Below are 19,250 nucleotides of genomic sequence, written 5' to 3'. Positions count from 1 at the left end.
TGCAGCGCGGAGTGGCCGAATGCGAATGTCATGCAGCGAGCTGGACCAGGTGGGGCCAGGTTGGACACAGTCATCGCAGTCGGCCGAGGGAGTACGCGCCCATGCAGGCTTTTGCATTGCCCGAGTTCTACGTGCCTTATCCGGCGAGGATCAATCCGCATCTGGAACGCGCCAGGGAGCACAGTTCGGACTGGGCGCGACGAATGGGAATGCTGGACGCGCCGAAGCCCGGCGGTGGCGTCGTGTGGGACCAGGCCGCGCTTGACCAGATGGACTACGCCCTGATGTGCGCGTACACCCATCCGGACTGTGACGGGCCGACCCTGGACCTGATCACCGACTGGTACGTATGGGTGTTCTTCTTCGACGACGATTTCCTCGAACAGTTCAAGTATTCCCGGGATCGCGCCGGCGCGAAGGCCTATCTCGACCGGCTCGAGCAGTTCATGACCCTGGAGGGTGAAACACCGCCGGAACCGGAGAACCCCGCCGAGGCTGGGCTGAAGGATCTGTGGGAGCGCACCGTTCCCGCCATGTCATCCGAATGGCGGCAGCGTTTCATCACCAGCACGCACAACCTGATGGTCGAGTCGATGTGGGAGCTGGACAACATCGACCGGGGCCGGATCGCGAACCCGATCGAGTACGTGCAGATGCGCCGCCGGGTCGGCGGGGCGCCCTGGTCGGCCAACCTGGTGGAGTACGCCGTCGGCGCCGAGGTTCCCGCGCTGCTCGCGGAGACCCGGCCGATGCAGGTGCTCGCCGACACCTTCGCCGATGCCGTGCACCTGCGCAACGACCTGTTCTCCTACCAGCGAGAAGTACAGGAGGAGGGGGAGAACTCCAACGCGGTACTGGTGTTCGAGCGCTTCTTCGACTGCTCCACCCAGGAGGCAGCCGAACTGGTCAACGATCTGCTGACCTCGCGCCTGCAGCAGTTCGAGAGCACCGCGCTGGCCGATGTTCCCGCGCTGTGCGCCGACCGCGCGGCACCATGCCAGGACCAGGCCGCGATCGCCGCCTACACCAAGGGCCTGCAGGACTGGCAGTCCGGCGGGCACGAGTGGCATGTGCGTTCCAGCCGGTACATGAACGAGGGCGCGGACTCCGCGGGCCAGGCGGGCCCACTCGGCGGGCCGACCGGCCTCGGCACCTCGGCAGGCCGGATCGCCGCCACCCTGCGCATCGGTGCGGGTCGCCGGGCCGAGCAGCATGCGCATGTTCCGTTCCAGCCGGTCGGCCCGCTGCCGCTGCCCGAGCTGTACATGCCGTTCCCCATCCGTACCAGCCCGCATCTGGACGCGGCCCGCAGTTACGCGGTCGACTGGGCCCGGCGGATGGGCATGCTGGACTCCGTGCCCGGGGTCGAGCACGGCGGGGTGTGGGACGAACGCCGGTTCATCGGCCTCGATCTTCCGCACTGCGCCGCGATGATCCACGCCGACGCAACCCTGGAAGAGCTCTACCTGTCCTCGGACTGGCTCGCCTGGGGAACCTATGGTGACGACTACTACCCGGTGGTGTTCGGGCATCGCCGGGACCTTGCGGGCGCGCGGGCGAGCAACGCGCGGCTTGCCGAGTTCATGCCGCTGGACATGGGCCCAACCCCGGAGCCGCTGAACCCGCTGGAACGTGGCCTCGCGGACCTGTGGCAGCGCACCGCCGAGCCGATGCCGCAGGAGAACCGGCAGCGGTTCCGCCTCGCGGTCGAGGAAATGTTGGAGAGCTGGTTGTGGGAACTGTCCAATCAGGCCCAGAACCGGGTTCCGGACCCGATCGACTACGTGGAGATGCGGCGCAGGACGTTCGGCTCGGAGATGACCAAGAGCCTGGCCCGGCTCTCCTATGCCGACCGGGTGCCCGCCGAGCTGTACCGGACGCGGACCATGCACGAGCTGGACACCGCCGCGCAGGACTATGCCTGCTTCGCCAACGACCTGTTCTCCTACCAGAAGGAGATCGAGTACGAGGGCGAGGTGCACAACCTGGTGCTGGTGGTGGAGAACTTCCTGAACGTGGACCGGCTGCGGGCCAGGGACATCGTGGCGGAGCTGATGGCCGCGCGGATGCTCCAGTTCGAGCACATCATCGCCAACGAGCTGCCCGCCCTGTTCGAGGAGTTCGAGCTGGACGACGAGGCCCGCGAGATCGTCCAGCGGCATGCCGACGAGCTCAAGGAGTGGATGTCCGGGATCCTGGAATGGCACCGAAAGTGCGTGCGCTACACCGAGCCGGAGCTGAAACGTAACCGGTTCCCCGGCGCGCCCGCGGAGTTCAGCTTCCTGCCGACCGGGCTCGGTACCTCCGCGGCCAGGGTGGGCGCGGGCTCCGGCGGGCCCCGCTGAGCGCTCAGCACAGCGCGCTCAGCACAGCCCGGCGTCGTGCACCAGCAGCGCGATCTGGGTCCGGTTGCCGAGGTCGAGTTTGGTGTGGATTCGGGTGATGTGCGCCTTCACCGTGGCCACGCTCAGGTGCAGCTCGGTGGCGATCTCGGCGTTGCTGCCGCCCCGGCCCACGGCGACCGCGACCTCGTGTTCCCTGGCGCTGAGCGTGTCCAGCGCGCTGCGCGCCCGCTGGTAGGAACCGGCCTCGGTGGCGGCCCGGTCCATCAACCGCCGGGTGATCCCGGGGGACAGGATCGGGTCGCCCGCCGCCACGGTGCGGATGGCCCCGGCGATTTCGGTGGGCGGGGAGTCCTTGAGCAGGAATCCGCTCGCGCCCGCGCGCAGGGCGAGCAGCACGTTCTCGTCGGTGTCGAAGGTGGTCAGCACGATCACCTCGGGTGGGTTCGCCCTGGCCCGGGTGCGCCGGGTGGCGATGATCCCGTTCAGCCGCGGCATGCGGATGTCCATCAGCACGACGTCGGTGGCGTGCGCGTCCAGCGCCGCGGGTACCTGGTCCCCGTCCCCGGCCTCGCCGGCCACCGCGATGCCGGGGGCTCCGTCGAGCATCAGGGTCAGCCCGCCCCGGACCAGCGGATCGTCGTCGACCACGAGTACGCGGACGATGTCGTTCATGCCGGCCACGGTAGCCGGGCGTGCAGCCGGAACTCGCCGGACCTTGCCAGCTGGTCGAGTTGCCCACCGGCCAGCCGCACCCGCTCGGTTAGCCCGACCAGTCCGGTTCCGGTGCCGGGGACCGCAGGCGGGCCGGCGGCGCCGGGCAGCGGGTTGGACACCTCGATCAGCAGCTGATCTCCCGCGCTGCCGTCCAGCGTGATGCTGACCGGCAGGCCGGGGGCGTGCTTACGGGCGTTGGTCAGCGCTTCCTGCAGGATGCGGTAGGCGGTGCGCCCGGTCGGGCCGGGCAGCGCGGCCGGATCGGCGAGGCCGTCCCGCAGCTCGACCGGGGTGCCGGTGGCCCTGGACTCCTCGACCAGCTCGGGCAGATCGGATATTCCGGGCACCGGCCGTCCGGTGCCGTCGCCCCCGGTGTCCTCGCGCAGCACGGTGATCACCTCCCTGAGCTCGTCCAGGGCCTGATGCACGCCGGTGCGGACTACCCCGGCGGCGTGCGCGAGCCGCTCGGGTGGATGATCCGGCCGGTACTCCAGCGCACCCGCGTAAGTGGCCAGCAGGGACAGCCGGTGGGCGAGCACATCGTGCATTTCCCTTGCGATCCGTGCCCGTTCCGCCGCCCTGGCCTCGGCAACCCGGCGGCCCTGCTCGGTCTCGGCCCGCCGGGCACGTTCCTGCAGCGTGTCGATCAGCGCCCCGCGGGCCGCGGCCAGCGCGCCCCAGCCGAGCAGGGCGGCGTGCCCGAGCAGCACCAGCACCAGCCACCAGCCAAAGGACAGCCCGCCCAGCGGCTGCCACAGGCCACGCAGGACATGCGCGCAGGCCCCGGCCCCGGCCACCGCCGCCGCCACCGGGAACGGTCGGCTGCGGGCGACCTGAAGGGTGCCGATGGTGGAGACGGGTGTCGCGGTCGGCACCAGTGCGGCCAGCGCCGCCAGCGCGAGCGCGCCGTGGACCGGCCTGCGCAGCACCAGCGGCAGCAACCCGCAGGCCACCAACCCGGCGGCGAGGTCGGCGCCGAGCGCCCAGCCACGGCTGCCCCCGGCGTACTCGCCGTACGCGGTCGCCGCGGTGAGCAGGCCCGCCGCGGCGAGCACCAGCGGTTCCCACCGTCGGCAGACCGGATTCCTGTACACGGCAGGCGAGCCTACGGGCGGCCCGGTGGGTGCGGACAGCGACCAAAGTCGAACCCGGGCGCCACCCTGGTCGGTGCGGCGGTGGCCGTGCGATCGACGCGCCCCCGGGCGCGGTCCGCGATGCTGGCGGTATCGGATCGCGGGAGGACCGCATGGACGAAAGGACGTACCTCATGAACGACCCGAAGATCGAGATACCCGCCGTGGGTGACTACCGGATCGACCCGGAGCGCTCCGCGGTCTCGTTCACCACCCGGCATATATTCGGCCTCGCCGCGGTGCGGGGCACCTTCCGGCTCCGCGAAGGGCAGATCCACGTCGCCGACCCGGTGTCCGGGTCCACCGTGCGGGCGAGCATCGCTGCGGGCAGCTTCGACACCGGGCTGTCCGCGCGGGATGTCACGGTGCGTTCGGCCCAGTACCTGGACACCGAGAAACATCCGGACATCACCTTCGCCGCGGACCGGGCGGAGCGGGTGGAAGGACGCTGGGTGCTGCCCGGGTCGCTGACCGTGCTGGGCCGCGCCCGCGAGATCCAGGTGCCGGTGGAGGAGGTACGCCAGGAAGGGTCGTTGCTGCGCGCGCGGGCCTCGGCCAGGGTGGATCGCTACGAGTTCGGCATCACCGCGATGAAGGGGATGACCGGGCGCTACCTGGACCTGCGGCTGGAAATTATCGCCGGGCGGGCTGGCTGAGCTAAATCGGAGGCCGTCCGGCGCCGGTTGTGATAGCCAGTGGTCATGAACGGCCATGGGCGGGAGGACCGGTGAACCCCGGCGAAGGTGACCGGGCCGCCATCCTGGTCGAGGGCCCGAGTGACCGCCGCGCGATCGAGACCCTGGCCCGGTTGCGCGGCAGGGACCTGCGGGCTGAGGGGGTGGTGGTCGTGCCGATGGGCGGTGTGACCAACATCGGTCACTTCCTGGAACGGCTCGGCCCACGGGGACGTGGCCTGCGGCTGGCCGGGATGTGCGACGCCGCCGAAGAACACCACGTCCGGCGTGCACTGGAACGCACCGGATACGGCGCCGCACTGTCCAGGGCGGAGATGGCGAGGCTCGGCTTCCACGTCTGCGTGGTGGATCTGGAGGACGAGCTGATTCGCGCGCTGGGAACGGATCGGGTCGAGCGCACGCTCGCGGCGGAGGGCGAGCTGGCTTCCTTCCGCGTGCTGCAGAAGCAGCCCGCCCAGCGTGATCGTGAGCTCGGCAGGCAACTGCGCCGGTTCCTCGGTTGCCGTTCCGGCCGGAAGGCCCGGTATGCGGGGTTACTCGTGGAGGCACTGGACCCGGCGCGGCCGCCCGAACCGCTGGAGCGTGTGCTCGCCCAGGTCTGAGCCGGCGCACCGAGCGATGGTTGCGGGCGAGGTTCGCGGCTGCCATGATCGGCACCATGTCTGATCGAAAGGGCGGATCCGCCCTGCCGCGTTGAGCGGGCTGCGCGGGCGAAAGGCCCGCTCTCGTGCCGTCCCGGCGGATGTTGCCGCGAAAATCGAGCTCTGGTGGCGTGCGGTCGCACTGCGGGCCGAGTGGCAGCGCCACATTCTTCGTACCGGACCGGCCGACCGGAAGGCGACCGAGGAGGCCATAGCGGGCCTGTACGCGTTGCTCGGCGAGCCTCGCCCGAGGTTCGTATGGGTGGATTCGCCCGCCGCGGCCATGCGATTGCTCCCGCCGCCGCCCACCCTCCGGCTGGGCGGTCCGTGGCCGGTGGAAAGCCGGATCGCGACCCTGGCGTCCACTCTGCGCAGACGGTTGGACTGGTACACCGGAGGCCACAGGGAACCGTGGATGAACACCGCCGGTCCGCCCGCCGATCCGTTGTCCGCCCTGCGTTCCGGTACCACCATTCAGTCTCTTGTGGACGAAGGAATCGGCGACGTACTGCGGCGGGTAGCCAGGGAATCGGTGGCCGGAGTGCTCCGGGCAGAGCTGCCCGAGCGGCTCGGTCTGGTCTGGTACGGCCAGCATGAAGCCGACTTGGTGGCGCGGTACGAGGCGAGCCGCCTCCTGCACGGCAATCCGCTGCCTGCGGCGGATGCTGAGCAACTGGAGCTGTGGGCCACCATCGCGCGTTCCGGCGGCTGGTGGTGGCCACGCGGGGACAGGTGTGTCATCGCCGAACGCCCGGCGGCGGTCCACACCGAACCGCTGCCCGGCACCGCCTACGACGAGGTGCGGTTGCACCACGCCGATGGCCCATCCGTGGTCTTCCCGGACGGCTGGGCCGTACATGCCTGGCACGGCACCTGGGTGCCGTCCTGGGTGATCGAGGCGCCGACCGTGCGGCGGATCACCTCGGAACGTAACGCCGAGGTGCGCCGCTGCGCGATCGAGCGCATCGGCTGGCAGGCCTTCATCGACCGGGCGGGCCTGACGCTCATCGGAAGGACCGCCGACCCCGGTAACCCTGGCTGCGACTTGAGTCTCTATGACCTGCCCCGCCACCGGGGAGTCACCCCGGCCCGCCTGCTGCACGTAGTGAACGGCTCGGTCGAGCGAGACGGCACCCGCCGTCAGTACGGGCTGCATGTGCCGCCCTGGTTCGACGACCCGATCGACGCGGCCGGCTGGTCCTATGGGCTCAGTGGAGCCCAGTACTCCCTGCTGCGCCGCCGTACCTGACCCTTCGTACCTACAGGTGATCACAATGGACCTTGCCGAACTGCTCGACCGAACCGGACTCGACGTGCTGGACCACCTGGAACGGCAGGCCACCATTCCAGTACTCGACGGCCCCCAGGCCCAGGGCGACCTGATCGTCCTCCCACTGTCCATGCTCACTCCGGTAGACCTCCTGATCGGGGCGCGCTGGCGCCCGGTACCGCTGGAAGGCGTGGAACTGGTCCGCGGGGCGGCGGGCAACAACCCGCACACCCTCGTCGCCGAATCAGGTGCCTGCCAGTGGACCACCGCGGTGCGCGATCCGCTCGGGCTCGGGATCGTGGCCTTCGAGAACACCGCACCGGCCTACCTGGTGCATCCGGAGCACGGTGGCAGCGGAGTGGCGGCCGGATGCTGGCTGGTGCGCCGTCAGCAGGAACGTGGTGTCGGTGCCCGGAAGGGCAATATGCTCATCGCCGACTAATGGAATATGTGGCCGTGTGACGCAAGATCTACTCGGCCCCCTTTCCTTGGCGGTGGAGGAGGTTGCGCCTGGGTCTTCGCTCCGGGTCCAGAAACGCGGGTGGGATGAACTCGGGTAGTCCGTTGCGCATTCTGACTTGCCAGTCGGTGTGGTGGATGAGGTTGTGGTGGTACCAACAGAGGAGTGTGAGGTTGTGCAGGGCTGTTGGTCCCCCATTAGCCCAATAAATCACGTGATGCGCGTCGCATTGTTTGGGTTTTTTCCGGCATCCCGGGAAAGCGCATCCGCGATCCCGCAGGATCAGTGCGCGCCGGATGGCGAGGGGTACCGCGCGGGTGCGTTGTCCGATGTCGAGGATCTCGCCTTTGCTGCCGAGGACGGCGGACACGACATACGCGTCGCAGGCCATCCGCCGGATCTGCGCGGCGGAGTAGGACTCCTGCCCATGCAGCAGCCCGTACCCCGTGCCGTGCTTCAAATCCTCCAGGGTGATGGACACCATGACGGTGAAGGGTTCCCCCGCCTCGGTCGGCCCCTCCTCCGGACACCCCGCCGCCACCCGCAGCACGTCGGCGAACGCGTCCCCCTGGCGCTGGAACTTGCTCCGCCGATCCGGCTCCTCTTTCGTGCCGGAGGGTTTCGCCCTCGGTTCGATCAGCCCGGTCAACAAGGCGGCGGTTTCGGCGTCGAGGTCGAAGGTGCCGCGGAGTCGTCCGCCGCGGGTTTCGCGCCAGTCCAGGGCGCGTTCCGGCCGGGCGAGTTCGTCTTCGGTGGGTGGGGTGCCGTCCTGGTCCAGCCGGGCCAGGATTTCCCGGCCCAGGGTGGTGATGGTGTGGGGTTCGTACTCCCGCGCGGCCTTGGTCAGCAGCGCTTCGGCGTGTTCCCGGTCGGGCAGGCTGACCGGCTGGGGGAAGCGGGTGATGGTGGCGCGGATGGTCTCGATGTGTTCCGGCCCGATCACGCCCTCGGCCGCGGCGGCACCGACCTCGGGCAGGTCGGGCTCCAGCGGTATCCCACCGGGTCCGTAGCGCCGCACCACCGCCCGCGCGTGGGCCACGCGCTGGCGGGCGTCATACGGGTTGAGCCGCAGGATCTCCCGCGTCAACGTCGGCAGGTCGCGGTAGCCCTGCTGGTTCGCGGTGTCGCGGCCGTCGAGTTCGGCCAGGACCGCCAGCTCCCGGGCATACAGAGCCCGCCGCTGCTGTTCGAGGTCGCCCAGCGCGGTCAGGAGTTCCTCCTCGCTCATGCGGGAGGTGTCGATGCCGAAAGTCCTGGTCACAACCCCAGGATACTGTGAATTCGCTCATGTGTTCGAACACGATCGGGTGATCTACGCGGACCGTGTTCGCTTCAGGTAACGGTGTGCCGGAACCGGGATCGCACCGGCTTCGGTCGCGGCGGGGTAGTCGAAACGCCCCTCGTCGGTCCATCCGTTGCGTTCGTAGAACCTGCGGGCCCTGGCATTCCCGGCAACCACGGCGAGCCAGGCGTACTCGTGGCCGTTGGTGGCGACCAGACGTTCCGCTTCGGCGAGCAGTACGGCGGCAACACCGCTCCCGCGGTGGCCCGCAGCTACGTACACCTGTTCCACCTCATCGTCGACCACCATCACGAACCCCGCCACGGCGCCGCCGACGGTCCCCACCACCGTGTCGCCGACCCGTTGCTCGGCCCGGATTGCGAAGGACTCCGCCGTCCGCACCGCGGTAAGCGCATCGGGAACGTGCCCGAGATGGCCGTCGCGCCATCCGGCCTGCCAGATGTCCGCGATCGCGCTCGCGTCCTCGGAGGTGGCGGGACGCAGCGTCACGGAGTCGTCGTCGGTTGCCATTCATAAAGCGTAGCGGCGCGCCGACGGTTCCAGGAGCGTGCCGAGGCCTACCCGATTCGTTGCAGGGCTCTTTCCCGGCGCTGGGCCACGTTCGAGCCCGATTCCCGGCGTGCCATCCGGCGTAACAGGATCGGCGCCAGGATCAGGCCGAGGGCGGCCCAGGCACCCAGCACGCAGGCGGTTTCCAGGTGTCGCCAAGACTCGCCGAGTTCGACGGTGACGGCGACGTCCGGCAGCAGAGCCGAACGCATGCCGAGACCGAGCCAGTAGATCGGGAATATCTGGGCGAGCCACTGCACCCATTCCGGCATCGCGGCGATCGGGTAGAACACCCCGGAAATCCCGATCATGCCAAGGATCGGCAGGGTGACCAGCCCCTGGCTGCGCGCGCTGGTGCCCAGTGAGCCCAGCACCGCGCCGATCGGCAGCGTGGCCACCAGTGCCAGCGCCAGTACCCAGCCCAAGGTCAGCCAGGTGCCCAGGCTGCCGACCGCGAGGCCGGACACGATGACCAGGCCGGGAACCAGCAAGATCGCGAGATCGATGAGCACGTTGCCGGACACCGAGACGATCTTTCCGGTCAGGTAGCCGAGCATCCCGTTCGGCGTCGCCTTAGCCCGCAACAGGGTTCCGTCCTCGCGTTCGATGGCGAGCAGCTGGCTCATGGTGACCATCGCCATCGCGGCGTTCATGCCGAGGATGCTCGGCAGGATGAGGGTGCCGAGAGCGAATCCACTCTGCCCGAAGGAAACGTCCCGCAAGAGGTAGACGACGATCAACATCAGCCCGGGCCAGAAGAAATGGTTCCACAGGTCCGCGCCATTGGTGAAGGACTGCCGCAACTCGATCAGGCCGCGAGACCAGCCCGCGCGCAGGGCTGTCACGGTTGGGTTCACCTGGCCACCTCCCACTCGTCCGGCCTCGCCCCGCCATGGCCGGACTCCGCCTGCCGCACCAGGGAAAGATAAGTGTCCTCCAGCGAGGAACGCCGAATCTCGAGATCGACGACCTGCTCGCCGTACCGTTGGAACAGCTCGAAGGCGAATCTGGTCGATTCGGCGGTCTCCTGGACGAAACGGCGGCCGCAGCGGGTCCAGCACACTTGGTCCACACCGGAGATGCGCTGGGCGAGTTCCGCCGCCGTACCCTGCGCGAGAATCCGTCCACCGGTCAGGACCAGAATGCGGTCGGCGAGCTTCTCGGCCTCGTCCAGGTCATGCGTGGTGAGCAGGATGGTGGTTTCCTGCCGCCGGGCGAGCCCGTGTACCAGGTTGTGGAACTCGTGCCGGGCCCGCGGGTCGAATCCCGCCGTTGGCTCGTCCAGGAACAGCACCTCGGGGCGTCCGACCAGACCGATCGCCACGTCCAGCCTGCGCCGTTGCCCACCGGACAGCGTCTTGATCTTCTTGTCCGCATGCTCGGTCAGGCCGACCGTCGCGATGAGCTCGTCCACGTCCCACGGCCGGGAGACCAGCGCGGTGGAGTAGCAGCGGTAGTACGAACCGAGATGCGCGAGCAGTTCGCGTACCCGCCACTTGCCGTGGTCCCGCCAGGACTGCAACACGATCCCGAGCCGGGCCCGCCACCGCTCGTCGGCCCGTGCCGGATCGGTGCCGAGTACCTCGACCTGTCCGGCCGAGCGCATTCGGAATCCCTCCAGGATCTCGATCGTGGTGGTCTTGCCCGCACCGTTCGGTCCGAGCAGAGCCAGAACCTCCCCGTGTTGCGCTCGGAATGTCACATCGCGCAGGACGTCGGTCCTTCCGTAGCGCATGCGCAACTCCCGTACGTCCAGCACGGCCCGCGTGTCGGGGTCCCGTCGACTCATTGCCCGAATCCTTTCGACATCTGCGAAGGCTACGTTGCATTCATAATTCCGTCAACGAACTAAGCGCAGATCATGCGAGTTGAACAGCAGTAATTGCAATGGTCTAATCAGTGAATGCAATGTATGGTTCACCTACCGTTGCAATGTCCTGAATGTGAACGCACACTGGACCGGACCCGTCGATCAGGAGGCGAACACGGATGCCGGGCGGCAGGCTGACTCACGAGCACCGGCGGCGTATCGCGTCCGGGCTGGCCGAAGGGCTGGGTTACGCGCAGATCGCCCGGCAGCTGGGCAGGCCGACCTCTACCATCGCCAGGGAGGTGGCCCGCAACGGTGGGTCCGAGAGCTACCAGGCGGATCGGGCCCAGCATGCCACCGGGGAGCGGGCCCGGCGGCGCAAGCCTGCGCCCCGGCCGGAGCAGCCGCTCCCGGACACCCGTGGCCGGGACCCCGAGGTGGTACGCGAGTTCGTGGACCGGTTCGCGGGGCTGCTGGCCCAGGCCGGGCTGCCGCGGATGGCGGCGCGGGTGCTCGCCTGCCTGGTCAGTACCGACGCGGGCGCGCTGACCGCCGCCGAGTTGGTGCGGCGGTTGCGGGTCAGCCCCGCCTCGGTGTCCAAGGCGGTCGGCTACCTGGAAGGGCTGGAGATCATCCGGCGAGAACGAGATTCCCCGCGGCGCCGTGAGCGCTACCTCGTCGACGACGATGCCTGGCTCCGCAGTTGGGTGACCAGTGCGCGCACCAACGCGATGTGGGCGGAGGCCGCGCAGCAGGGGGTGACGGTCTTCGGCCCGGCCACCCCGGCCGGAAACCGGCTGGCGGCCATGGGCCGGTTCTTCGCCCGCCTCAGCGAGGACATGTCCGGCGGCCCCAGCCTGGCTGCGGGCCAGGACGCGCTGACCGTGCTCGCCGCGCTGCTGCACGCCGGTACACCACTGACCGTGGACCAGCTGGAGACCGCGCTCGGCTGGCCCGCGGACCGGGTCACCGACGCCCTGCGGGATGCCGAGCGGCACCCGGAGGCGACCGACCCGATCGTGCTGGGGCGCACCGATTCCGGCGCCTGCACCATCGGTGCGCGTTCCGACCGGCTCAGCGCGGCCCAGCGCACCGCCCTCGACCGGGTGCACGCGACAATCCGGGGCCTAGGGCTCCCGACGCGCGGTGGCCGCCAACGAGCCGAGTAACGCCAGCGCCTCACTGCTGGGCGAATCCGGCTCGGCGTGGTAGACCACGAGTTCCTGGCCGGGACTGGATCGGACGTCGAAGGTATGCATGCTCAGGGTCAGCGGACCGACGCCGGGATGGTCGAAGCGTTTGTGTTCCAGTGCCTTGCCCCGGGCGTCGTGGTGGGCCCACAGCCGTGCGAACTCGGGACTCCGGCCTGCCAACTCGGTGAGCACCTCCCGTACCCGCGGATCATCGGGTGCCTTGCCGTGGCCGAGCCGGAAACCGGCGACCGCGTTGCGGGCGACCTCGGGCCAGTCCCGGTAGAAGGCGCGCGCGGCCGGGTCGGTGAACACCACGTGCATCAGGTTGCGCGGGTGCCCCCAGTCGTGGAAAAGCGCGTCGGCGATCGGGTTGGACGCCAGCACGTCGAGGGCGCGGTTGTAGACGATGGCCGGATTGTTCGGCCAGTCGGCCATGAGCTTCAGCAGGCTCGGGTCGACCCGCTCGCACACGGCGGCGCCGCGGGCACGCGGGCTGAGCCCGGCCAGCCGGAACAGGTGCTGGCGGCCGTCCTCGTCCAGCCGCAGCGCCGCGGCCAGCGCGTCGACCACCGGTGCTGAGGGGGTACGTTCCCGGCCCTGCTCGAGCCGGACGTAGTAGTCCACGCTGACCCCGGCCAGCAGGGCCACTTCCTCCCTTCGCAGGCCGGGGACCCTGCGGTGCCCGGTGCGCGGGAGGTTCACCTCGTCCGGGCGGACCCCGGCTCGCCGGGCGCTGAGGTAGGCGCCGAGATCGGAGCGTGCCATAACCGGCATCGTAGGTCGCGGTGGCCGGATCTTCCCGGGTGCAGTACTCCCAGGAAGACAACGCCCTCCCACAGCGGCCGCCCGGCATCCAGAGTCGTGGGCATGCCGACGAACCAATCAGCAGAACATGCCCCCGCCGACCGCAAGGTCGTGCTCGTCACCGGCGCCAGCAGCGGTATCGGTGAAGCCATCGCCGTGCGACTCGCGGACCAGGGACACCAGGTGGTCGCGGGTGCCCGCCGGACCGGCCGGCTGCGCGAACTCGCCGAACGCGCCGCGCGCTCCGGTGGCAGCGTGCACCCGGTACGGCTGGACGTGACCGACCGGGCGGATGTCGATTCCTTCGTCCGGTTCGCCAAGGACCGGTTCGGCCGGGTCGACGTGCTCGTGAACAACGCCGGGATCATGCCGCTGTCCCGGCTGGACTCCCTACTGGTCGAGGAGTGGGATCGGATGATCGACGTGAACATTCGCGGCCTGCTGTACGGGATCGCCGCCGCGCTGCCGCGGTTCGCGGCGCAGGGCTCGGGCCATATCGTGACGATCGCGAGTATCGGGGCCCACCAGGTCGTGCCCACCAGCGCGGTGTACTCCGGTACCAAGTACGCCGCCTGGGCGATCACCGAGGGCCTGCGCCAGGAGTCCGATCCGGCGATCAGGGTCACCACCATCTCGCCCGGGGTGGTCACCTCCGAGCTCGCGGACTCCATCACCGAGCAGGGCGCGGCCGAGGCGATGCGGACCTACCGGGCCAGCGCCATCGAACCGCGGGCCATCGCCGAGGCTGTGTGCTACGCCCTCGATCAGCCGTCCGATGTCGACGTGAACGAGATCGTCGTCCGGCCGGCGCGGCAACGCTGAACGCCGGATGTGATGGACCCGTGCGCCGGTGCGGTCTACCTTGACGGTCGGTCGACACCCGAAGGAGACGCCATGCCCGGCATCGAAACCCGCATCCTCGACGTACCTGGCGCGCGGCTGCGGTACGACATCCGCGGTGACCTGTCCGCCCCCGGCGCCGCCGAACGTGCCGTGTTCCTGATCGGCTCGCCGATGGACGCGGCCGGGTTCGGCACGCTGGCCGGTTACCTCACCGACCGGCCCGTGGTGACCTACGACCCGCGGCATACCGGGCGCAGCGAGCGGACCGACGACGCCGAGGTCACCCCGGATGTGCACGCCGACGACCTGCACCGCGTGCTCGACGACCTCGGCCTGCCGATGGTGAACATCTTCGGCAGTAGCGGCGGGGCGATCAACGGGCTGGCGCTGGTCGCCGCCCATCCCGAACAGGTGCGGATCCTCGTCGCGCACGAGCCGCCGACGGTGTCGGTGCTGCCAGACCGGGAGCAGCTCGAGGCGGCCTGCCGGGACATCCACCACACGTACCTGCGCGAGGGGATGGGCGCGGCCATGGCCAGGTTCATCGCCCTGACCAGCCATACCGGCGAACTGCCCGCGGACTGGTCCGAGCGGCCCGCGCCGGACCCGGCGCAGTTCGGCCTGTCCGCAGAGGACGACGGGAGCCGGGACGATCCCCTGCTGGGTCCGGCCATGCTCACCGTCCCCAGCTACGAACTCGACTTTGACGCGCTGGCGGCCGCATCCACCACGATCCACCTGGCCGCCGGTACCGAGTCCGAGGGGCAGATGACCGCGCGGGCGACCCGCGAGGTCGCCGCCCGCCTCGGCATCGAGCCGGTCATCTTCCCCGGCGACCACGGCGGGTTCCTCGGTGACGAGTACGGCATGCCCGGCCAGCCTGCCGCGTTCGCCGCGAAACTCAAGGAACTGCTGGACGCCCACTGAGGGCCCGGCGCTCCTGTCGGCGGGAGGCGGACACCGAGCGCACAATGGGTACATGTCCGATGATGTCACGCCGCCCCCGCCGGAAGGCGACTACACCGAGGCGGGGGTTCCGAACTTCGACTACGTGCGCGACCGGATCGAGGGCCGGTACACGACGGCGCTCGGTTCGGCCGAGCTGGCCGGCGAGTCGCCGGAGGCGGCCTCCTTCGAGGAAGAACTCGCCGAACGCGACAAGGCCGCCCGCGACCGGCTCGATGAGATCCGCCGTTCGCTGCGAGGCGACTGAATGACCGCGGGGTGAGTTCGCGCCCCTCGGCCGGTCTCATTCAGTCGAGACAGAACTCGTTGCCCTCGACGTCCTGCATCACGATGCACGACTCCTCCTCCCCGTCGGCGGGCAGCAGCCGTACGCGTACCGCACCGAGCGCGACCAGTCGTGCGCACTCGGCCTCGAGGGTGGCGAGGCGCTCTTCGCCCACGAGCCCGGTGCCCGCCCGCACGTCGAGATGCAGCCGGTTCTTGGCGACCTTGCCTTCCGGAACGCGCTGGAAGAACAGTCGCGGGCCCACGCCTGAGGGATCGACGCAGGCGAACGCCGAACCCTGACGCTCGGGCGGCAGCGACCGATCGAACTCGTCCCAGCTGGCGAACCCCTCCGGTGGCGGCGGCACGACGTACCCCAGTACCTCACACCAGAAACGAGCGACCCGCTCGGGTTCCGCGCAGTCGAAGGTGACCTGGAACTGCTTGACCGATGCCATCGCTCCACCATAGTGGTCGCGTGCTGTTCACCGAGTTGGGCCGCCGCAGACACTGAGCGGCGCCACTCGGCAAAGGTTCACCAGCCGCGTTCGCGCCATTCGGGGAGCTTGGGGCGTTCGGCGCCGAGGGTGGAGTCGTCCCCGTGGCCGGGGTAGAACCAGGTTTCGTCCGGCAGGTCCGCGAAGATCCGCTGCTCCACGTCGTCGATCAGGGAGCGGAAGTTCTCCGGTGAGGTCGTCTTCCCGACGCCGCCGGGGAACAACGAGTCGCCGGTGAACAGGTGCGGGTGACCGCTCGGGTCGCGGTAGAGCAGCGCGATCGAACCAGGGGTGTGCCCGCGCAGGTGGATGACCTCGAGCGTGCAGTCGCCGATCGGGATGGTGTCGCCGTGGGCGAGCAGCAGGTCCGGCGGCACCGGCAGGGGACCGGCGTCCTCAGGGTGGGCCGCGGTGTTCGAGCCGTACGCCCCGGCCACGGCGCCCAGCGCCTGCCAGTGGTCGCCGTGCTGGTGGGTGGTGACGATCGTGCGCAGGGCCGGACGGTCGGGGCCGTGCCCGACCATGTCCGAGATCCGTTCCGGGTCGGCCGCGGCATCGATCAGCAACGCCTCGTTGTTCGCCCGGCACACGAGCAGGTAGGCGTTGTTGTCCATCGGTCCGACCGACAGCTTGGTGATGGTCAGCGCGTTCAGGGTGCGCCGGGTGGCATCCCCGCCGGGCTCGACGTGCCCGGTGTACTCATCTACGACGTTCACCCAACCCACCGTAGTCGTTCCACCCGTTCGAGCGCGCGCCCCCACGCGGCGTACGCTCGGGGTGCCGCATCTCCGCTTGACGCCCGGCCCGGAGCGGCCCCACCAAACTTGTCGGTGGTGCGTCCTAGCATCGCGGCGGCCGGCTCTATCGGCACTCCAGACCAGTGAAAGGGACCTTCGGGTGGCTGATCGTCTCGTCGTTCGCGGAGCGCGCGAACACAACCTCCGCGGGGTCGACCTCGACCTGCCGCGGGACAGCATGATCGTGTTCACCGGCCTCTCCGGTTCGGGCAAGTCGAGCCTGGCCTTCGACACGATCTTCGCGGAGGGCCAGCGGCGCTACGTCGAGTCACTGTCCGCGTACGCTCGCCAGTTCCTCGGCCAGATGGACAAACCCGACGTCGACTTCATCGAGGGCCTCTCGCCCGCGGTGTCCATCGACCAGAAGTCCACCTCCCGCAACCCGCGCTCGACGGTGGGCACCATCACCGAGGTCTACGACTACCTCCGCCTGCTCTACGCTCGCGCCGGCAAGCCCCACTGCCCGAAGTGCGGCGAGCCGATCCGGAAGCAGACCCCGCAGCAGATCGTGGACCAGGTGCTCGAGATGGAGCAGGGCACCCGTTTCCAGGTGCTCGCCCCGGTGATCCGCGGCCGCAAGGGGGAGTACGTCGACCTCTTCGCCAACCTGCAGCAGCAGGGCTACTCCCGGGCCAGGGTGGACGGCACGGTCTACCCCCTGACCGACCCGCCCAAGCTGAAGAAGCAGGAGAAACACGACATCGGTGTCGTGGTCGACCGGCTCGCCGTGAAGTCCAGCGCCAAGCAGCGGCTCACCGACTCGGTGGAGACCGCGCTGCGCCTCGCCGACGGCCTGGTCGAACTCGAGTTCGTCGATCTGCCGGATGGCGACCCGCACCGGATCCGCGGCTTCTCCGAGAACCTCGCCTGCCCGAACGGCCATCCGCTGGCCATCGAGGACCTCGAGCCACGCTCCTTCTCCTTCAACTCCCCCTACGGCGCCTGCCCGGACTGCACCGGCATCGGCGTCCGCAAGGAGGTCGACCCCGAGCTGGTCGTGCCGGACGACGAGCTGTCCCTCGCCGATGGGGCCATCGCGCCCTGGGCCGGCGGGCAGAGCGCGGACTACTTCCAGCGGCTGCTGGAGTCCCTCGCCGCCACCATCGGCTTCCGGATGGACACTCCATGGCGGCGGCTGCCAGCCAAGGTGCAGAAGGCCGTGCTGCACGGCGTGGACGAGCAGGTGCACGTCCGCTACCGCAACCGGTACGGCCGCCAGCGCTCCTACTACGCCAACTTCGAGGGCGTCATCCCCTTCCTGGAGCGCCGCCAGGAGCAGACCGAGTCCGAGTTCATGCGCGAGCGCTACGAGGGCTACATGCGCGAGGTCCCCTGCCCGGTCTGCCAGGGCAGCAGGCTGAAGCCGGAGATCCTCGCGGTCACCCTCGAGCACGTCACCCAGGGCGCTCGCTCCATCGCCGAGGTCTGCGCGCTGTCGGTCGGCGAGGCCTCCGAGTTCCTTGACGAGCTGGTGCTCGGCAAGCGCGAGGCGATGATCGCCGGGGCGGTGCTCAAGGAGATCCAGGCCCGCCTGCACTTCCTGCTGGACGTCGGGCTCGACTACCTCTCCCTGGACCGCGCCGCGGGTACCCTCTCCGGTGGGGAGGCGCAGCGCATCCGGCTGGCCACCCAGATCGGCTCCGGCCTGGTCGGGGTGCTGTACGTACTGGACGAGCCCTCGATCGGCCTGCACCAGCGGGACAACCACCGGCTGATCGAGACCCTGAGCAGGCTGCGCAACCTCGGCAACACCCTGATCGTGGTCGAGCACGACGAGGACACCATCCGGGCCAGCGACTGGGTGGTCGACATCGGACCGGGCGCGGGGGAGCACGGCGGCCAGATCGTGCACAGTGGCCCGTACAAGAAACTCCTGCGCAACAAGGATTCCCTCACCGGTGACTACCTGGCGAGACGGCGGGAGATCCCGATCCCGGCGATCCGTCGCCCGGCGGACAAGAAGCGCCAGCTCACCGTGGTCGGCGCCCGGGAGCACAACCTGCGCGGGATCGACGTCTCCTTCCCGCTCGGCTGCCTGATCGCGGTCACCGGGGTCTCCGGATCGGGTAAGTCCACACTGGTCAACGACATCCTGGCCACCGTGCTGGCGAACAAGCTCAACAGCGCCCGCCAGGTCCCCGGCAGGCACACCAGGGTGCGCGGCCTGAACCTGGTGGACAAGCTGGTGAAGGTCGACCAGTCGCCGATCGGGCGCACCCCACGCTCCAACCCGGCGACCTACACCGGGGTCTGGGACCACGTCCGGAAGCTGTTCGCGGCCACCACCGAGGCGAAGGTGCGCGGCTACCAGCCCGGCCGGTTCTCCTTCAACGTCAAGGGTGGCCGCTGCGAGGCCTGCGCGGGCGACGGCACGATCAAGATCGAGATGAACTTCCTGCCGGACGTCTACGTGCCCTGTGAGGTCTGCAAGGGTGCCCGCTACAACCGCGAGACCCTCGAGGTGCACTACAAGGGCAAGACCGTCGCCGAAGTGCTCGACATGCCGATCGAGGAGGCCGCCGAGTTCTTCGAGCCGATCAAGGCCATCCACCGCCACCTGCAGACCCTGGTCGACGTCGGCCTCGGCTACGTGCGCCTCGGCCAGCCCGCACCGACGCTCTCCGGCGGCGAGGCACAGCGGGTGAAGCTCGCCAGCGAGCTGCAGAAGCGTTCCACCGGCAAGACCGTCTACGTGCTGGATGAGCCCACCACCGGCCTGCACTTCGAGGACATCCGCAAGCTGCTCGGGGTGATCAACGGCCTGGTGGACAAGGGCAACACCGTGATCATCATCGAGCACAACCTGGACGTGATCAAAACCTCCGACTGGCTCGTGGACATGGGGCCGGAGGGCGGCTCCGCGGGCGGCATGGTGGTCGCCGAGGGCACCCCGGAGGACGTGGCCGCGAACGAGGACAGCTACACCGGGCAGTTCCTGCGACCGATCATCGAGGGCTGAACCGGAG

Annotated in this window: 19 protein-coding genes; 10 read left to right on the top strand and 9 right to left on the bottom strand. The window is 69.5% G+C overall.

Going from position 1 to position 19,250, the window contains the following annotated elements; translation table 11 throughout:
- Nucleotides 1-101: 101 nt before the first annotated feature.
- On the top strand, nucleotides 102-2,345 hold the full coding sequence (locus KOI47_RS22290) for a family 2 encapsulin nanocompartment cargo protein terpene cyclase (protein ID WP_216206803.1): 2,244 nt from the start codon (nucleotides 102-104) through the stop codon (nucleotides 2,343-2,345).
- A gap of 18 nt (nucleotides 2,346-2,363) precedes the next feature.
- On the opposite strand, the gene KOI47_RS22285 is transcribed toward KOI47_RS22290, so the two are convergent.
- A complete protein-coding gene (locus KOI47_RS22285) occupies nucleotides 2,364-3,017 on the bottom strand; it encodes a response regulator transcription factor (protein ID WP_216206799.1) in 654 nt (217 codons plus the stop codon).
- Nucleotides 3,014-4,153: a sensor histidine kinase gene (locus KOI47_RS22280; RefSeq protein WP_232376170.1), complete on the bottom strand. Its 1,140-nt coding sequence runs from the start codon at nucleotides 4,151-4,153 to the stop codon at nucleotides 3,014-3,016. The genes KOI47_RS22285 and KOI47_RS22280 overlap by 4 nt, the downstream gene beginning before the upstream one ends.
- Before the next feature lie 152 nt (nucleotides 4,154-4,305).
- Between KOI47_RS22280 and KOI47_RS22275 the strand changes: the two genes are divergently transcribed.
- The 4 genes from KOI47_RS22275 (at nucleotide 4,306) to KOI47_RS22260 (ending at nucleotide 7,240) form a co-directional block, all read left to right on the top strand.
- The gene (locus tag KOI47_RS22275) at nucleotides 4,306-4,848 is read left to right on the top strand and encodes a YceI family protein (protein ID WP_232376169.1); all 543 of its coding nucleotides are present in this window, start codon (nucleotides 4,306-4,308) and stop codon (nucleotides 4,846-4,848) included.
- A 71-nt stretch (nucleotides 4,849-4,919) separates the two neighbouring features.
- A complete protein-coding gene (locus tag KOI47_RS22270) occupies nucleotides 4,920-5,489 on the top strand; it encodes a TOPRIM nucleotidyl transferase/hydrolase domain-containing protein (protein ID WP_216206797.1) in 570 nt (189 codons plus the stop codon).
- Nucleotides 5,490-5,580: 91 nt separating this feature from the next.
- A complete protein-coding gene (locus KOI47_RS22265) occupies nucleotides 5,581-6,777 on the top strand; it encodes a DUF6745 domain-containing protein (RefSeq protein WP_216206794.1) in 1,197 nt (398 codons plus the stop codon).
- Between the two features lie 25 nt (nucleotides 6,778-6,802).
- Complete coding sequence (locus KOI47_RS22260) at nucleotides 6,803-7,240, top strand: hypothetical protein (RefSeq protein WP_216206792.1); 438 nt, start codon at nucleotides 6,803-6,805, stop codon at nucleotides 7,238-7,240.
- A gap of 28 nt (nucleotides 7,241-7,268) precedes the next feature.
- On the opposite strand, the gene KOI47_RS22255 is transcribed toward KOI47_RS22260, so the two are convergent.
- Genes KOI47_RS22255 through KOI47_RS22240 form a run of 4 tightly spaced genes read right to left on the bottom strand, consistent with a single transcriptional unit; the run spans nucleotide 7,269 to nucleotide 10,899 of the window.
- On the bottom strand, nucleotides 7,269-8,519 hold the full coding sequence (locus KOI47_RS22255; RefSeq protein WP_216206789.1) for an HNH endonuclease signature motif containing protein: 1,251 nt from the start codon (nucleotides 8,517-8,519) through the stop codon (nucleotides 7,269-7,271).
- 51 nt (nucleotides 8,520-8,570) lie between these two features.
- Nucleotides 8,571-9,071: a GNAT family N-acetyltransferase gene (locus tag KOI47_RS22250; RefSeq protein WP_216206785.1), complete on the bottom strand. Its 501-nt coding sequence runs from the start codon at nucleotides 9,069-9,071 to the stop codon at nucleotides 8,571-8,573.
- A gap of 47 nt (nucleotides 9,072-9,118) precedes the next feature.
- Nucleotides 9,119-9,967 (bottom strand): ABC transporter permease, encoded by an 849-nt coding sequence (locus KOI47_RS22245; RefSeq protein WP_216206783.1) that lies wholly within the window; start codon nucleotides 9,965-9,967, stop codon nucleotides 9,119-9,121.
- Nucleotides 9,964-10,899 (bottom strand): ABC transporter ATP-binding protein, encoded by a 936-nt coding sequence (locus tag KOI47_RS22240; protein WP_232376168.1) that lies wholly within the window; start codon nucleotides 10,897-10,899, stop codon nucleotides 9,964-9,966. Before KOI47_RS22240 ends, KOI47_RS22245 begins: the two co-directional genes overlap by 4 nt.
- A 200-nt stretch (nucleotides 10,900-11,099) precedes the next feature.
- Here KOI47_RS22240 and KOI47_RS35805 point away from each other — a divergent pair, with 200 nt between their 5' ends.
- Nucleotides 11,100-12,089 carry a GbsR/MarR family transcriptional regulator gene (locus tag KOI47_RS35805; protein WP_269756647.1) on the top strand — a complete coding sequence of 330 codons (990 nt, stop codon included), beginning with the start codon at nucleotides 11,100-11,102 and terminating at the stop codon, nucleotides 12,087-12,089.
- Here KOI47_RS35805 and KOI47_RS22230 read toward each other — a convergent pair.
- Nucleotides 12,048-12,878, bottom strand: coding sequence for a helix-turn-helix domain-containing protein (locus tag KOI47_RS22230; RefSeq protein WP_216206778.1), 831 nt, complete (start codon nucleotides 12,876-12,878; stop codon nucleotides 12,048-12,050). The two genes, KOI47_RS35805 and KOI47_RS22230, sit on opposite strands and share 42 nt — an antisense overlap.
- A gap of 102 nt (nucleotides 12,879-12,980) precedes the next feature.
- Here KOI47_RS22230 and KOI47_RS22225 point away from each other — a divergent pair, with 102 nt between their 5' ends.
- From KOI47_RS22225 to KOI47_RS22215, 3 genes are all read left to right on the top strand, one after another.
- Complete coding sequence (locus tag KOI47_RS22225; protein WP_216206775.1) at nucleotides 12,981-13,739, top strand: SDR family oxidoreductase; 759 nt, start codon at nucleotides 12,981-12,983, stop codon at nucleotides 13,737-13,739.
- A gap of 72 nt (nucleotides 13,740-13,811) precedes the next feature.
- Nucleotides 13,812-14,687: an alpha/beta hydrolase gene (locus KOI47_RS22220; RefSeq protein ID WP_216206772.1), complete on the top strand. Its 876-nt coding sequence runs from the start codon at nucleotides 13,812-13,814 to the stop codon at nucleotides 14,685-14,687.
- A gap of 52 nt (nucleotides 14,688-14,739) precedes the next feature.
- Nucleotides 14,740-14,973, top strand: coding sequence for a hypothetical protein (locus KOI47_RS22215; RefSeq protein WP_216206769.1), 234 nt, complete (start codon nucleotides 14,740-14,742; stop codon nucleotides 14,971-14,973).
- A gap of 40 nt (nucleotides 14,974-15,013) precedes the next feature.
- Here the strand turns inward: KOI47_RS22215 and KOI47_RS22210 are convergent, their stop codons facing one another.
- Together KOI47_RS22210 and KOI47_RS22205 are read right to left on the bottom strand one after the other, a co-directional pair.
- Nucleotides 15,014-15,448 (bottom strand): VOC family protein, encoded by a 435-nt coding sequence (locus tag KOI47_RS22210; RefSeq protein ID WP_216206768.1) that lies wholly within the window; start codon nucleotides 15,446-15,448, stop codon nucleotides 15,014-15,016.
- A gap of 77 nt (nucleotides 15,449-15,525) precedes the next feature.
- Complete coding sequence (locus tag KOI47_RS22205; protein ID WP_216206765.1) at nucleotides 15,526-16,203, bottom strand: MBL fold metallo-hydrolase; 678 nt, start codon at nucleotides 16,201-16,203, stop codon at nucleotides 15,526-15,528.
- A gap of 181 nt (nucleotides 16,204-16,384) precedes the next feature.
- Here KOI47_RS22205 and uvrA point away from each other — a divergent pair, with 181 nt between their 5' ends.
- Nucleotides 16,385-19,243: an excinuclease ABC subunit UvrA gene (uvrA, locus tag KOI47_RS22200; protein ID WP_216206762.1), complete on the top strand. Its 2,859-nt coding sequence runs from the start codon at nucleotides 16,385-16,387 to the stop codon at nucleotides 19,241-19,243.
- The last annotated feature ends 7 nt before the right edge of the window (nucleotides 19,244-19,250 follow it).

It is taken from the genome of Amycolatopsis aidingensis (assembly GCF_018885265.1).
In the GTDB taxonomy this organism is placed as follows: Bacteria; Actinomycetota; Actinomycetes; order Mycobacteriales; family Pseudonocardiaceae; genus Amycolatopsis; species Amycolatopsis aidingensis.
The sequence above is the reverse complement of the archived record's forward strand: the minus strand, read 5'-3'. Positions and strand labels throughout refer to the sequence as shown.